The sequence below is a fragment of the Arthrobacter sp. AOP36-F1-5 genome (assembly GCF_058137995.1).
The window spans coordinates 689,187-703,934 of the sequence record NZ_CM176892.1; the positions used below are offsets into that span (position 1 = coordinate 689,187).

General features: G+C 67.7%; 12 protein-coding genes and 2 tRNA genes. 7 read left to right on the forward strand and 7 right to left on the reverse strand.

Going from position 1 to position 14,748, the window contains the following annotated elements; genetic code table 11:
• The first annotated feature begins 75 nt into the window (after positions 1-75).
• Positions 76-152, forward strand: a tRNA-Thr gene (locus AC3ZI9_RS03130).
• A 77-nt stretch (positions 153-229) separates the two neighbouring features.
• Here AC3ZI9_RS03130 and AC3ZI9_RS03135 read toward each other — a convergent pair.
• From AC3ZI9_RS03135 to AC3ZI9_RS03145, 3 genes are all read right to left on the reverse strand, one after another.
• A complete protein-coding gene (locus tag AC3ZI9_RS03135) occupies positions 230-832 on the reverse strand; it encodes a hypothetical protein (RefSeq protein ID WP_444555492.1) in 603 nt (200 codons plus the stop codon).
• An 83-nt stretch (positions 833-915) separates the two neighbouring features.
• Positions 916-1,272 (reverse strand): DUF4190 domain-containing protein, encoded by a 357-nt coding sequence (locus AC3ZI9_RS03140; protein ID WP_444555493.1) that lies wholly within the window; start codon positions 1,270-1,272, stop codon positions 916-918.
• Positions 1,273-1,425: 153 nt separating this feature from the next.
• A complete protein-coding gene (locus AC3ZI9_RS03145; RefSeq protein ID WP_444555494.1) occupies positions 1,426-2,184 on the reverse strand; it encodes an MgtC/SapB family protein in 759 nt (252 codons plus the stop codon).
• A gap of 282 nt (positions 2,185-2,466) precedes the next feature.
• Between AC3ZI9_RS03145 and AC3ZI9_RS03150 the strand changes: the two genes are divergently transcribed.
• Positions 2,467-2,543 (forward strand) — tRNA-Val (locus AC3ZI9_RS03150).
• An 86-nt stretch (positions 2,544-2,629) separates the two neighbouring features.
• Here AC3ZI9_RS03150 and AC3ZI9_RS03155 read toward each other — a convergent pair.
• A complete protein-coding gene (locus tag AC3ZI9_RS03155) occupies positions 2,630-4,795 on the reverse strand; it encodes an MMPL family transporter (protein ID WP_489923828.1) in 2,166 nt (721 codons plus the stop codon).
• 199 nt (positions 4,796-4,994) lie between these two features.
• Here AC3ZI9_RS03155 and AC3ZI9_RS03160 point away from each other — a divergent pair, with 199 nt between their 5' ends.
• Complete coding sequence (locus AC3ZI9_RS03160) at positions 4,995-7,298, forward strand: threonine/serine exporter family protein (protein ID WP_444555496.1); 2,304 nt, start codon at positions 4,995-4,997, stop codon at positions 7,296-7,298.
• A 9-nt stretch (positions 7,299-7,307) separates the two neighbouring features.
• On the opposite strand, the gene AC3ZI9_RS03165 is transcribed toward AC3ZI9_RS03160, so the two are convergent.
• Entirely contained in the window at positions 7,308-8,066 is a 759-nt protein-coding gene (locus tag AC3ZI9_RS03165) for a uracil-DNA glycosylase (protein WP_489923829.1), read from the reverse strand.
• A 144-nt stretch (positions 8,067-8,210) separates the two neighbouring features.
• Here AC3ZI9_RS03165 and AC3ZI9_RS03170 point away from each other — a divergent pair, with 144 nt between their 5' ends.
• From AC3ZI9_RS03170 to AC3ZI9_RS03185, 4 genes are all read left to right on the forward strand, one after another.
• Positions 8,211-8,507 carry a DUF3263 domain-containing protein gene (locus AC3ZI9_RS03170; protein ID WP_444555498.1) on the forward strand — a complete coding sequence of 99 codons (297 nt, stop codon included), beginning with the start codon at positions 8,211-8,213 and terminating at the stop codon, positions 8,505-8,507.
• 50 nt (positions 8,508-8,557) lie between these two features.
• The gene (locus AC3ZI9_RS03175) at positions 8,558-9,259 is read left to right on the forward strand and encodes a LytR C-terminal domain-containing protein (RefSeq protein WP_489923830.1); all 702 of its coding nucleotides are present in this window, start codon (positions 8,558-8,560) and stop codon (positions 9,257-9,259) included.
• A 316-nt stretch (positions 9,260-9,575) separates the two neighbouring features.
• Complete coding sequence (gene groL / locus AC3ZI9_RS03180; protein ID WP_444555500.1) at positions 9,576-11,213, forward strand: chaperonin GroEL; 1,638 nt, start codon at positions 9,576-9,578, stop codon at positions 11,211-11,213.
• A gap of 104 nt (positions 11,214-11,317) precedes the next feature.
• Positions 11,318-12,292 carry an IS481 family transposase gene (locus AC3ZI9_RS03185; protein WP_489923831.1) on the forward strand — a complete coding sequence of 325 codons (975 nt, stop codon included), beginning with the start codon at positions 11,318-11,320 and terminating at the stop codon, positions 12,290-12,292.
• 114 nt (positions 12,293-12,406) lie between these two features.
• Here the strand turns inward: AC3ZI9_RS03185 and AC3ZI9_RS03190 are convergent, their stop codons facing one another.
• Both AC3ZI9_RS03190 and AC3ZI9_RS03195 read right to left on the reverse strand, forming a co-directional pair.
• Entirely contained in the window at positions 12,407-13,303 is an 897-nt protein-coding gene (locus AC3ZI9_RS03190; protein WP_489923832.1) for a DUF4031 domain-containing protein, read from the reverse strand.
• A 9-nt stretch (positions 13,304-13,312) separates the two neighbouring features.
• On the reverse strand, positions 13,313-14,737 hold the full coding sequence (locus tag AC3ZI9_RS03195; RefSeq protein WP_444555409.1) for a phytoene desaturase family protein: 1,425 nt from the start codon (positions 14,735-14,737) through the stop codon (positions 13,313-13,315).
• Positions 14,738-14,748: the final 11 nt, after the last annotated feature.

Below are 14,748 nucleotides of genomic sequence, written 5' to 3' on the forward strand. Positions count from 1 at the left end.
GCGGGAGCCGCCCGTTTCCGCACCGGAGGGCACCTGGGCTAATCTTGTTCATGCTGCCGGGCATCCGGCGCATCCGCCTCCTTAGCTCAGTTGGCCAGAGCACCTGTCTTGTAAACAGGGGGTCGCCGGTTCGAATCCGGCAGGGGGCTCCACCATTCCCCGGCGCTGCCCGGCGCTGCCCGGCGCTGCCCGGGGCCGTCCGGGTCCCACCGGTGTTCCCGCGGGGTTGCTAGTCGCCCGCACACCTATAGCTGCCCCTGGATATATCGATTCGGTTCCACGTTACGGTCTGCGCGGCTGGTGGCGCGGGGCTCTCCCAGAGAGCACGGGTCGGGTTGGTCTGGGAATCGGGAATGACAACCAGCACCTGCACCTCCAGGGTGGTCGTCTCCTTGAAATCCAGGCCGCCGAGCGTGGGATCCGAGTAGGTATGCGACGTCGTTCCCTGTTTCAGGAAAATGGACTTCGTCGTGGTCGGCTCCGCCGTGGTGTTGGTCGTCCTGATTTCGTAGCGCATCGGAGCTGAAAGCTTTTCTTCAGGCGCTTTCCATACAATCTTCGCTTCCTTCCTCCGGGGCCCGAGGACTACGTCCAGTGTTTCGCACGTGGGGGGCGCGGAAAGGGAGGGGACGGTCAACGCCGTCACGTTCGCCGAGGCGTGCTCGGGGTCGACCCATTTGGCTTCCGTCGGACTCGGAGCGGGGCCGGAAATCAGTAGGACGAGTGCTCCCGCGGCGACCAGTGATCCGACGCGGGCCCCCTTCAAGCGACGCTGTGGTTTCCGCCTTCGGGAAGCGGTGAACTCGATCGGTTGATCGTCGTAACGGCCCATGGCCATAGCGTAGGGCATCGCCCGGAGGGGATGGCGCCGACCCGCCTTCATCGGGGGGTGGGGCCGGAGGGGGAGGACGGGGTCTAGAGGACGACGCGCAGCAGGAAGAGTCCCACCCAGACGTAGCCGATGACCAGTCCGGCGAGCGCCAATCCGGCTCCGCCTTCGCCGGTGCTGCGGATCTGGGAACGGGCGATGTGTCCGAAGACGATACCGAGGATGCCGGTGAACAGCCCCAGGACCAGGGCCAGGATGGCGAGCACGTTAGTCTGAGCCGGGACTGGTTGCTGGTATATCGGCTGCCCGTTCATCGTGTACCCGATTTGGGGCGGCGGCCCCTGGGGCAGGCCCGCTCCGTGGCGCGCGCCGACACCGGCCCTCGGTTTGCAGACCGCCAGGATGATCACGACGACGGCGGCGGTGACCACGGCGGCGACCACCAGGATTATCAAAAGATGCCAGGCCTGTAGTCCGCCCGTGGGTCCTCCTTCTTGGCGATGGCCAGGCCACCGCAACGCGCTACTTCGTAGTTCTCCTGCTGTTCCGGCCCCGCCCGGCATTCTTCTCCGCCGGTGGGCACTGCCGGTCCCAGCCTATTCGGCCTGGTCCTCCACGGTGACACCGGTGACGTTCGCCAGTTCCGAGAGCCGGTGGACCAGCTCGTTGAGGGCCCCGGTCCCTTCGATCTCGAGCTCGACCCCGACCTCGCCGGCGGCGGATTTCGCTTCTGCCCCCTTCATCAGCCGGCTCATGGTCCCACCGCTGCCACCGTCTTCGCGTTCGGTGGAGAACCCCTGGATCTGGAATCCCTGGGTCGTGCAGGCCTGCAGGATGGCCCGTAGGGCCCCGGTGCCATCGACGTAACTGACGCGCAGGCCATGTTCGGTCCGGTTGCCCAGGGAGGTGCGGCGCACGAGCCAGGGATAGGTGTAGGCGACCACATAGTGGGCGAAGACCACGAAGACCGCGGGAATGATCAGCCCGGCCCCGGAGGCCGTGCCGATGGCCGCGGTCAGCCACACCGAGGCGGCGGTGGTCAGCCCACGGACCTTATTGCGTCGTACGAAGACGAGCCCTGCGCCGATGAAACCGATGCCCGAAACGATTTGGGCCGCCACCCGGGAGGGGTCGAGGTTGATGTGGTCCTGGACGGCCGGGGCGATCACATCGGAGAACCCGTACTTGCTCACGATCGTGAACAGGGCGGCACCGACACCGACCAGGGTGTGGGTGCGCATGCCCGCCGACTTGGCCTTGAGTTGGCGTTCGAATCCGATGGCCGTGGACAGGACCAGGGCCACGGCCAGGCAGATGAGCATCTGCCACCAGGTGGTTTGCCCGGACAGCACCATTATTCCGACTCCCTCATGGCGTGGAAGAACCCGCCGTTGCCCGATCCCGTCTCCGCCGCATTGCCCCTCGAGGCGTTGGCGCCGGGGCGGGAGACATCCATGCGCCGGATTTTACCCCAGGTGCCATTCGTCGGGGGCGGGACCGCCGGATGCTGCCGGTGGCTGTGCGTCGGGAGGGGAGATCGGGAAGGATGCGAAAGGGGTCACGAGGGGCTCGACTAATTTGGTGGCGGGCCACGCCTCCGGTACCCTTTCTAGGTACGCCATCGTGGCGTGACATCCGGTTCTTTAGCTCAGTTGGTTAGAGCGTTCGCTTCACACGCGAAAGGTCGCTGGTTCGAATCCAGTAAGAACCACCATCACCCCTCGTCCGGCAACGGACGAGGGGTTTTTCGTGTCGTCGTGACCGTCTGTCGGCGCGGTTCAGCGACGGGCGCTGCCGGGATCAGGCCTTCCGGCTGCGTCCGGGCCACCACAGCTTCTCGCCCAGGTCGTAGGCCAGGGCAGGGACCAGCAGGGAACGGACCACGATGGTGTCCAGGAGCACGCCGAAGGCCACGATGAAGCCCAGCTGTGCCAGGAACAGCACGGGAAGCACCCCGAGGGCGGCGAAGGTCGCAGCCAAGACGAGCCCGGCGGACGTGATGACTCCGCCGGTGGCCCGCAACCCACGCAGGATCCCCACCCGGGCCCCGTGGATGGAGGCCTCCTCGCGGACCCGGGTCATCAGGAAGATGTTGTAGTCCACGCCCAGGGCGACGAGGAAGACGAAACCATAGAGCGGCACGGAAGCGTCGGCGCCGGGGAAATCGAACACCGAATTGAAGACCAGTGCCGAAACGCCCAGTGCCGTGCCGAAGGACAGGACCGTGCTGGCCACCAGGATCAGCGGAGCCACGATCGACCGCAGCAGCACCACCAGGATCAGGGCGATCACCCCCAGGACAATCGGGATGATCAGGTTGCGGTCGTGGATGGAGGCGTCGCGGGTATCCAGTGCGACGGCGGTGTCCCCACCCACCAGCACCTGGTCGTCGAAGGCGGGGGAGTCGAACTCGGTGCGCAGCCGTTGGACGGTCTCTTCGGCCTGCGTTGATTCGGGGGCGTCCTTCAACGTGGCATTGAGCATGACCTGGCCGTCGTGTTCGGTGGGGCGGCCCACCGCGTCGACGCCGGGGTCCTCGGTGAGCACGGCGGTCACGTCCCGGGCCTGGTCCTCCGGGGCGATGACCACTGTCGGGGCGCCGGACCCCGCGGCGAAGTGTTCGCCGAGGGCCTGCTGGCCCGCCTTGGAACCGGTCTGCCCGATGACGAAGTCCGTCTGGGAGATGCCGTCGGCCTTCAACTGGCCCACCCCCAGGGTGCCGATGACCAGCAACAGGGCGGTGGCGATCCAGACCGTGCGCGGGCGGGAGGAGACCAGTCGGGTGACCGCGGGCCAGAGCCCGCGTCCGGTGCGGGCGTAGGCCCTGGACCTCTCGGTGTCGGTGCCCTCGTCGCGGGTGGCCGGGGCATCGGCATCCAGGGCCCGGGGCTTGCGGGGCCAGTAGGCTGCCTTGCCGGCCCACATGAGCAAGGCCGGCAGCAGCGTCAGCGCAGCCAGCATGGCGAAGACGATGCCCAGGGCGGCGACCGGGCCCAGGATGCGGTGGGAGTTCATCTCGCTCAGCAGCAGACACAGCAGACCGGCGATCACCGTCCCACCCGAGGCGAGGATCGGGCCGATCGCCCCGCGCAGGGCGGCCCAGGTGGCCTCCCAGCCCCGCCCGAACCGGGCCAGTTCGGTCTGGAAGCGTGAGACGTAGAGCAGTGAATAGTCGGTTGCGGCCCCGATGACCAGGATCATCAGGATCCCCTCGGTCTGCCCCGACAGGGTCAGCACCCCGGCCTTCGCCAGAGCGACGACCAGTGCCATCGCCCCCGTCAAGGCAGCCATGGCCGTGCCCAGGACGATGATCGGCAGCAGCGGGGAGCGGTAGACGATGACCAGGATGACCAGGACCACGGCCAGGGCAACGAGCAGCAACAGGCCATCCAAGCCGGCGAAGGCACCGCCGATGTCGGCGCTCATGCCGGCCGGGCCGGCCACATAGGTCGAGACCCCCGGGACCGGGTTCTCGGCCAGGAAGGAACGCAGGTCCTCCACCGAGACGCGGGTCTTGATATCCGAGCCGTCGGCGGCGTGGGTCTTCAACGGAACGAAGCTCACTGCGGCGAGACCGTCCTCGCTGGGCCGGGCCGGGGAGACCGATCCGGGGACCACGGTGTCCAGGGTCTGGACGTCATCGAGCAGCCCCTGGATCCCCTGGAGCTGTTCCTCATCCAGTGGGGAGTCGGCCGTGAAGACCAGGGTGGCCGGTAGGGCGTCGGAGGAGCGGAACCCGGGCTGGAGTTCGTGTACCAGGGTGGCTTCGGCGCTCGCCGGCAGGTGTTCGGCCGGGTCGTTGACCGAGACCGCGTTGACTTCCGAGAACGCCCGGCCGCCCATGGAGAAGGCGACGAACCACAGGATGATCAACACCGCGGGGATCAGGATCCGCACCCGCCGTCGCGGCCCGGATCCGGGGTCCGGGGCTCCCACGGCGGGCTTCCTGGTATCGAGGGACGTCATGGTGGGGCCTTCCTGGAGGGGTTCTCGTCGGGTTGTCTTCGACGCTACGGAGCCCCGCGGCAGCCCGGATCAACCGATCGGTTGATCCCGTGTCCGGGCGGTTTTTGATGTTGGACACATCGGCGGGTCCACGCCGCTTCGGGGCTTGCCCGCGGTTGTAGAGTTGCTTACAGGAAACCCCGTCAGAACAGGAGAGTTCGTGTCCGACCGCGACAAGCCGGAGCCCTCCGAAATCACGACACGCACGCAGGATCCGAACCCGAAGGCCGGGTCGATTCCGCGTATTCCGACGTCGGAAATCAAGCAGCCCGCAGGCCTCTTCAGCCGACTGGCCCGGTCCGCAAGCCGTTCCACCGAGAACGACGACGATGCGGCCTCCGACACCGAGGACACCGCACCGGGCTACCACGACGACTGGGTCAAGACCGAACCCACCGGCGCCCTGGCGTATACCCCCGAGGCCTCCGACGCCGTGGAGCAGGCCCGCCCACGGGCCGACCATGTCCTGCCCAGCGGCAGTGTCGACCTGCCCGGCTCTCCTGATGACCGTTCCAAGACCGAACCGGTGTGGGACGGCATCACCCCCCGCACCGCCGAAGTCCCCGTCGCCGCGCCGCCGACCGATACGCCTACCCCCGGAGGGAAGGGTGCCGCGACCCCACCGGCCCGGGACACGGACCAGGCCGGCGAAGCCCCGGCTCCGACCTCCCCCGAGCAGCGCATCAAACCTGCACGGACCGCTTCGCGGAAGACCCGGCCCGGGTGGCCGGGTATGACACCGGGCGGGTCCACCCAGGGCGGAACCACGCCTGCCGGGGATGCTGCCGCGACCCCGGCAGCCGGCTCCACCCGCAAACCGGCCCCGTGGAAGATCCCCGCGGCCCGGCGTCCCAAGCCGGCACCGAAGTCCCCTCCGACGACCACCGCCGTGCCCATCGACCCCGCCGTGGCCAGGGTTTCCAACGTTCTCCCGCCGGAGGCCCGCACCGGGCCGACCAATACCGCCGCACCGAAGACCGCTCCGCGGCCGACACGGCCGGCCCCCGCGCCGTTCCACGCGCCGAATCCGTTGCCGACCGTCGCCCGGGCCGCAGGAAAGGCCACCCCGGCGGCCAAGCGCGCGTTCTCGAAGCTGATGCATACGGAGTCGCCGCCGACCCAGGCGTTCTCGATCGTGGACCGGCTGGTGGGCAGCCCCTACGCGAACCCGCTGATCCAGACCCCCGGCGAGTACGACGCCAACGCCCGCCAAACCCTGGAATTCGCGCTGGACATGGCGGAGTCGATGTTCCGTTTCGGTGCCGGTGCCCTGCAGGCGGAGACCAGCGTCATCGCGGTCACCGCCTCGTTGGGTCTGAGCAATGTCGATGTGGAGATCACCAACCAGTCGATCCACATCAACTATGCCCCGCAGGACCAGAACCCGGTGTCGCTGCTGCGGGTGGTGCGTTCCTGGACGGGCAACTACCGGGGCCTGGCGCTGCTGCACGGACTGGTTTCGGAGATCATCGCCGGGGGAGTCACCCGTACCCAGGCCACCGAACGGTTGCACGAGATCCTGCGTCAGCCCAAGCCCTACCCCCGGTGGTTGGCCACCGTGGGCGGTGGCGGGTTCTGCGCGGCCTTCGTCATGTTCATCGGGGGCAGTTGGTTCGGGGCCCTGGTGGCCCTGGTCTCGTTCTGCCTGATCACCGGCATCATGAACGTGGTGGGTGGCTGGAAGGTCCCCGAGTTCTTCACCATCGGACTCGGCTCGGCAGTCACCACGGGCATCGCCATGCTCCTCTGGGCGGTCAACGCCCCGATCTCCCCGGCGGTGGTCGTGGCCGGCGGGATCATGTTGCTGTTGCCCTCGTCGAGATTCGTGTCGGCGGTCCAGGACGCGATCAACGGATTCCCGGTCACCGCAGCGGGCCGCTTCTTCTCCTCGATGCTCATCTACGGGGCCATCATCGCCGGGATCACCGCGGCGCTGGTGACCGGCACCTTGCTGGGAATGCGCCGACTCGACGTGGCCAACATCGACCAGATCACCTATCCGACGGCGTTCCTGGCCTTCCTGGTCGGGGTCGCTGTGTTCTGTGTGTCCCTGTTCGAACAGACGGCTCGCAGCCTGCTGCTGCCCACCGCCGGGGTGGCCCTCACCGGCTATCTGGCCTACCTGCTCGCCCAGTCGGTCGGGGTGGGGGACCGGATGGCCCCGGCCGTGGCCGCCATCGTCGTCGGCGGCGTGGGCCGCTGGGTGGCCATGAAGATGACCGCCCCGCAGTTGGTGGTCGCCGTCCCGGCAGTGACCTTCCTGTTGCCCGGGCTGACGATCTTCAGGGCCATGTATGGCATCACGATCGACGCGGGCGACATGTCCGTGGGGCTGCTGCAGATGTTCAACGCCTTCGCGATCATCGTGGCCATCGCCGGCGGCGTCGTGCTCGGCGATACCGTCGCCCGTCCCTTCACCAAGGGGTGGATCACCCACGAGCGGCGGCGGATCCGCCGCCGTTAGCGGAGCAGGCTATAAGCCCGGCAGTGGCTCCGTGACCTCGGTGTCCGGCGCCCCCGCCCCGGAGCCGCCACGGCCGCCCTCGGCCCCGGGCAGACGCCATTGGACGGGGGCCGCCCCCTGGGCGGTGAGCAGTTCGTTGGCCCGGGAGAACGGACGCGAGCCGAAGAAGCCGCGCCGTGCGGACAACGGCGAGGGGTGGGCGCTGGTGATCACCGGCGTCGACCCCAGGAGCGGTTCGAAGCCCTGGGCGTGCCGGCCCCACAGGATCGACACCAGCGGGGCCCGGCGTGAAACCAGTGCGGCGATCGCTGCGGTGGTGAATTCCTGCCACCCCAGTTTCCGATGCGATCCGGCGTCCCCGGCGGCCACCGACAGGATCGGGTTCAACAGCAGCACCCCCTGCTCGGCCCAGGGGGTCAGGTCCCCGGAGGCGGGGAACGGATATCCGGTGTCCTGGCAGTACTCGGTGAAGATGTTCTTCAGGCTGCGCGGCAACGGGTCCACCGAGGCGTCGACGGCGAAGGCCAGCCCGGTCGAATGGCCGGGCGTCGGGTAGGGGTCCTGACCAAGGATGAGGACTTTGACATCGGCCAGCGGACGGTGGAAGGCGCGCAGCAGGTGGTCGCTGGCGGGCAGCACCTGTTCGCCGGCGTCGCGGCGGGCGGAAAGCTCGGCATCGAGCTTCTGCAACCGGGGCATCTCGGGCGCCAGTGCCGCCGCCCAGTCGGGGGCCATGGGCCAGGGAGTGTGCTCGGCAGCGGTTTCCATGGGGCTATTCTCCCCGCAGGAGGACGCCACGCGGCAAATGACATGGATGTAATTCGCCATTAGGATGGGGGTGGGTGAAATCGCCTCCGGGCCGGGTCCGGAGGACGGAAGAGCCGGTGAAGCGACAGGTCTAGGAGGCATGCGATGGCAGTACAAGCGGGCGAACTGGAGTTCGAACCCGACGAAGACAGCGCGCTGGACGTCCGGGACCAGCAGATCCTGGCCCTGGAACGCCAATGGTGGAAATACGCCGGGGCCAAGGAACAGGCCATCCGCGAACTTTTCGACCTTTCGGCCGCCAACTACTACCAGTTGCTCAACGCACTTATCGACACGGACGCCGCACTGGCGCATGATCCGATGCTTGTCAAAAGATTGCGTAGACTTCGATCAACGAGGCATCGTGCCCGCAGCGCGCGCCGGCTGGCGGGCGAGGCGTAGGCCCGATTCCGGCACCATCCGCCGCTGCACCGAAGGAACCAAGGACTGCGATGACGAAGTACCCGAACGACGAGTTCGACAGGGTCCCGGAATTCACCGACCGCAAGGGGATCCACCGGCAAGCCATGACCGGCGCCGCCAGCCGCCGGTCGCCGTTGGGCTGGATCGTCGCCTTCGGCATCCTGGCCCTGGTCGTGGGTCTGTTCAGCTACTTCGTGCTGCCGCAACTGACCGGTCAGCCGGTCGCGACCTCGGAATCAGTGTCCAGCCCGGCCAGCCAGTCGCCGGCCCCTGGATCGGAATCCGCAGCGGAAAGCGGGGCGCCGGAGGACGATTCGGCGGCCGCGGAATCCTCCGCAGCGGCCGAATCCGCCGCCGCGAAATCGGAGGCCGCCGCATCGAAGGCCGCGGAGAAGTCCAAGGCCGCTGCCGCATCCTCCAGCTCCGCCGCCGCTGCCTCCTCCAGCTCGGCCGCCGCCGCCCCGGATACCTCCACCAAGATCGGCGTCTACAACGGGTCGCGCCGGACGGGGTTGGCCGCCAGTGGGCAGGCCAAGCTCAGTGCCGCCGGATTCAGCAACCTCAGCGCCGCGAACTGGACCAAGCGGGTGAACAGCTCGATCGTCTACTACAAGGCGGATGAGGATCGGGCCACGGCCGAGAAGGCCGCCGGGGCGATGGGCATCGGCACGGTCTACCAGACCACGCAGATTCCCGGCCGGATCGCCGTCGTCCTCGGCGCCGATTACTAGGTCCCCGAGGCCCGGATCGGGCCGCCGGGGTTAAGCCCGACGTGAAGAGTTTCCCGGAAACGGCCCCCATGGCTTGCACTCGAGGGTGGGGAGTGCCAATAATTGACTTAGCACTCAGGTGTTGCGACTGCTAAGCGCGGCGCGGATAGGATCCGTCGCAGCGCATCGGCGTCGAACACCGCGGGTGAACCCCGGATCAGTTGCAACGAGGGTGTGGGCACGGCGTTCAGACAACGCAGGACCCCGCTCGTCCGTCGCGGGCGTTTCAGCTGGTTCATGAATTCGCAAGACTGTCCCGAAAGGACCACTAGCCACCATGGCCAAGATGATTGCATTTGACGAGGAAGCACGCCGCGGCCTCGAGCGGGGTCTGAACACCCTGGCCGACGCCGTCAAGGTGACCCTCGGCCCGCGTGGGCGCAACGTTGTCCTCGAAAAGAAGTGGGGCGCCCCCACCATCACGAACGACGGCGTGTCCATCGCCAAGGAAATCGAACTGGACGAGCCGTACGAGAAGATCGGTGCCGAGCTGGTCAAGGAGGTCGCCAAGAAGACCGACGACATCGCGGGCGACGGCACCACCACCGCCACCGTGCTGGCCCAGGCCCTGGTCAAGGAAGGCCTGCGCAACGTTGCCGCCGGCGCCGACCCGCTCTCGCTCAAGCGCGGGATCGAAAAGGCCGTCGAGGCCGTGACCACCGAATTGTTCGGTTCCGCCGTGGAAATCGAAACCAAGGAGCAGATCGCCGCCACCGCGTCGATCTCCGCCGGTGATTCCCAGATCGGCGAGCTCATCGCCGAGGCACTGGACAAGGTCGGCAAGGAAGGCGTCGTCACCGTCGAGGAGTCCAACACCTTCGGGCTGGACCTGGAACTGACCGAGGGCATGCGCTTCGACAAGGGCTACCTCTCGGCCTACTTCGTCTCCGACGCCGAGCGTCAGGAAACGGTCCTCGAGGATCCGTACATCCTGATCGTCAACTCCAAGATCTCCTCCGTCAAGGACATGGTCGCCGTCCTGGAGAAGGTCATGCAGTCCGGCAAGCCGCTGCTGATCATCGCCGAGGACATCGAGGGCGAAGCCCTGGCCACCCTCGTGGTCAACAAGCTCAAGGGCACCTTCAAATCCGTCGCCGTGAAGGCTCCGGGCTTCGGTGACCGCCGCAAGGCCATGCTGGCCGACATCGCCATCCTCACCGGTGGCCAGGTCATCGCCGAGGAAGTCGGGCTGAAGCTCGAAACCGCAACGCTGGACCAGTTGGGCCAGGCCCGCAAGGTCGTGGTCACCAAGGACGAGACCACCATCGTCGAAGGGGCCGGCGACGCCGAGGAGATCTCGGGCCGGGTCAACCAGATCCGTGCCGAAATCGAGAACTCCGATTCGGATTACGACCGCGAGAAGCTGCAGGAACGCCTGGCCAAGCTGGCCGGCGGCGTGGCAGTGATCAAGGCCGGTGCCGCCACGGAGGTCGAGCTCAACGAGCGCAAGCACCGCATCGAGGATGCCGTGCGCAACGCCAAGGCAGCCGTGGAAGAGGGCATCGTCGCCGGCGGCGGCGTGGCCCTGATCCAGGCCGGCGAGAAGGCCTTCGCGAAGCTGACCCTGGAAGGCGATGAGGCCACCGGCGCCAACATCGTCAAGGTCGCCATCGAGGCCCCGCTGAAGCAGATTGCCTTCAACGCGGGCCACGAGCCCGGCGTCGTTGCCGATAAGGTCAAGGGCCTGGCCTCGGGCCATGGCCTGAACGCCGCCACCGGCGTCTACGAGGACCTGCTCGCCGCCGGGGTCAACGACCCGGTGAAGGTCACGCGCTCCGCACTGGAGAACGCGGCCTCCATCGCCGGACTGTTCCTCACCACCGAGGCAGTCGTCGCCGATCAGCCCGAGAAGGCCGGCGCAGGCATGCCCGGCGGGGATGACATGGGCGGCATGGGTGGCATGGGCGGCTTCTAGCTGTACTCGGCCGGGAGGTTGGTGACGGTCCCGGGCTCTTGACGTAGCGAAGACCTCCGGGTGCGGTGGGTGATGTCTAAGTCGCCAACCGTCCGGAGGTCTTCATGTCCCACCGTAATGCCCGGCTGAACTTGCGTGGCCGGCAATTGCTCGTAGAGCGGGTCTGTGTCCAGGGGTGGGCAGTCGCGCATGCTGCGCGAGCCCAGGGTGTGTCTCGTCAGTGCGCGCACCGATGGATCAATCGGTTCCGTAGTGAGGGTTCTGCGGGCCTTCTCGATCGGTCCTCGCGCCCGCACCACAGTCCACGCCAGACCTCGGTCGAGGTTGAGGAAAGAATCGTGGCGCTGCGCCACGAGCAACGACACGGCCAGGACTGGATCGGCGCTGACCTCAACATCCCAGCTCGCACAGTCTCGCGGGTGCTGCGCCGCCACGCGGTCCCCTATCTACGCGAGTGTGACCCGTTGACCGGTGAGGTGATCCGGGCCTCGAAGACCACAGCGGTGCGCTACGAACGCGACCGGCCCGGTGAGCTGGTCCATGTCGATGTGAAGAAGATCGGCAAGATCCCTGACGGCGGTGGGTGGAAAGCCCATGGCCGCCAGATGGGGTCAACCGCGGCGAAGAAGAAGGCCCGGATCGGCTATGACTACGTGCACTCGATGGTCGACGACCACTCCCGGTTGGCGTACTCCGAGATCCTCGGTGACGAAAAGGGCACCACCTGTGCGGGGTTCTTGCGACGTGCAGCGGTGTTCTTTGATGTCCATGGCATCGCCCAGATCGAGCGGGTGATCACCGACAACCACTGGTCGTACCGCCGCTCAGAAGACTTCGCTACCGCCATCAGCGATCTGGGCGCGAAGCACAAGTTCATCAAACCGCACTGCCCATGGCAGAACGGCAAGGTCGAGCGGTTCAACCGAACCCTGGCCACCGAATGGGCCTACCGCCAGATGTTCACCACCAACGCCGACCGTAGCGCTGCCCTTGCCCCATGGCTCGAGGTCTACAACACTGTCCGACGCCACACCGCACTCGGAGGCAAACCCCCGACCAGCCGCCTGTCACCAACCTGATGGCCGAGTACATCTAGCCTCCCGGGCCTTTCAGCCCCTGCACGACGACGCCGGCGCGGTCACCTCGGAAACGAGGGGCCGCGCCGGCGTCGTTAAAATCCGGAACGGTGGGGGTCAGGTCCCCGGTAGTCCCGCCAACTCGATGGCGAGGTTGTTCCGGGCCGGCTCCTCCCACAAATCCCGTCCGCTGGTGGTGCCGAAGAGCGTTTCGGTATCGAGCAGGGACCGCAGGACGGCGGCGCGGCCCCGGGCGAAGTCGGCATCGGAGACCGTGGCGTAGTCGCGGCGCACCGCGGAGACATAGCGTCGGTAGGCCGGGCCGGGGCGGGCCAGGACCTCCAGATCGGCATCGCAAAGCAGCCGGCCACCGGCGTCGTGCCCTGCGGGGCGGTGGTCGGCGGTCAGACGGACCAGCCGGGCCACCTCGTCCACTTCGGCCGTGGGCAGACCCGCCGTGGGAAGGAGCTCTTCGGCCAACCGGGCTGAATCCTCCTCATCCCGGCCGGCGACTCCGGCATAGACGGCATCGTGGAACCAGGCCGCCAGCCACGGTGCGCGCGGATGCGCTCCAATGGCCTCCCCGCGCGAACACAACAGGTCCAGGGCCCGCAGAACGGCCAGCAGATGGGCCCGGTCGTGGTAATGCCGGTGCGGTTCGGACCAGCGTTCCATCAGTTCTGAGGCGATCCAGGGGCAGCCGGGCAGCATCCGGTCCCAGGCATCGGTGAGGACCCCTTGGAGGCGCTCGGGGCGTTGGTGGGCCGGGACGCGCACCCCGGAACGGATCAGCCGCCGCGCCAGCTCGGTGGCCGGGACCGGATGCGCCCCCGCGGCAACCAGGCCATCGAAGCGCCGGAGGGGGACGTCATAGTGGTCGCGGTCGAACGCGCGCCGACTCAGCCCGGCAGCCGCGGCAAAGGCGTGGAGTTCCTCCACCGAGACGTCGGAGACCAGATGTGAGAACACCGTGCCGTGGGCCGGCCACAGCGGCGGATCGATGAGGATGGCCATGGACCCAGATTACCGGTGATCCCAATCGCGCAACACGGCCCGGGCGGCATGCCAGCCGGCCATCCCGTGCACACCCCCGCCCGGGGGCGTGGAGGAGGAACAGATGTAGAGTCCCGCCGTCCCGGTGTTGTAAGGCCGCAAGGTCGGGGCAGGGCGCAGGACCTGTTGGAGCCCACGGAGTGATCCGCCTCCGATGTCCCCGCCCACCAGGTTGGGGTTCCATGATTCCAACGCCTGAGGTGAGGAATCGACCCGGCCGATGATGCGGTCCTGGAATCCGGGGGCGAAGCGTTCGATCTGGGCATCGATGAGCGGGGCCGCATCGGCGGTGCACCCGTTGGGGACGTGGGCGTAGGCCCACACCACGTGGCGACCGTCCCGGGTCCTGCTGGGATCGGCGGTGGATTGCTGGCAGAGCAGGACGAAGGGCCGGGCCGGCAGGTGCCCCCGCTGGGTGGCCGATTCTGCCTCGGTGATCTCCTCCATCGTCCCGCCCAGATGAACGGTTCCGGCTTCGGCAGTCCGCGGGTCGGACCAGGGGATGGGGCCATCGAGCAGATAGTCGACCTTGAAGCCGCCCATGCCGTACTTCCACTTCGCCAGATGGCGGCGATAGCGGTCCTCCAACCCGGCCCCCTGGAGTTTGAGGATCTGGCGGGGGGTGAGGTCCAGCAGGACGGCATCGGCCCGGGGAAGATCGCGCAGGTCGGTCACCGGGGAATTCGTGTGGATCTTTGCCCCGTGCTGGTCCAATACCGCTAGCAGGGCATCCACGATGCGGCCGGTTCCACCCCGGGCCACGGGCCATCCCAACGACTGCCCGAGCCCTCCGAAGACCAGGCCGAACGCGGCGGTGAACGGATGGGTGGGGGGCAGCATGGAATGGGCCGCTGAACCGATGAAGAGTGCGCGGGCTTCCTCGGTTTCGAAGAGGCGACGGGCCAGGAGATGGGCCGGCCAACCGGCCCGGATGCCGAAGGAGGCCATCGACAGCGGATGCGGCGGCAGACGCAACAGCGGCCCGGTGATGTTCTCCAGCGTTCGATGAGGATGCTTGACCACCGGCTGGTGCAGCAGGCGCCAGGCGTTCCGGTCGGAGCCGAGGCTCGCAGCGGTCAATGAGGCATCGCGTTGGAGCAGTGCGGAGTCGCGTCCGGGCAGCGGATGGGCCATGGGGTAGGTGGGGTGGACCCATTCGAGCCCGTGGTCGGCCAGACCGAGTTCCCGGAAAGCCGGGCTGCCCACGCCGAAGGGGTGGCCCGCGGCACCCAGATCGGTGATGAAACCTTCCCCGAGTGGTTCTGCCGATCGTGCTGCGCCTCCCGGCAGGGGGCCTTGTTCATGGATCGTCACGTCAACGCCTTGGCGGGCCAGGAAGGCCGCGGCGGCCAAGCCGTTGGGGCCCGATCCGACGACGATGGCCGTACGTGACATCAATGACTCCG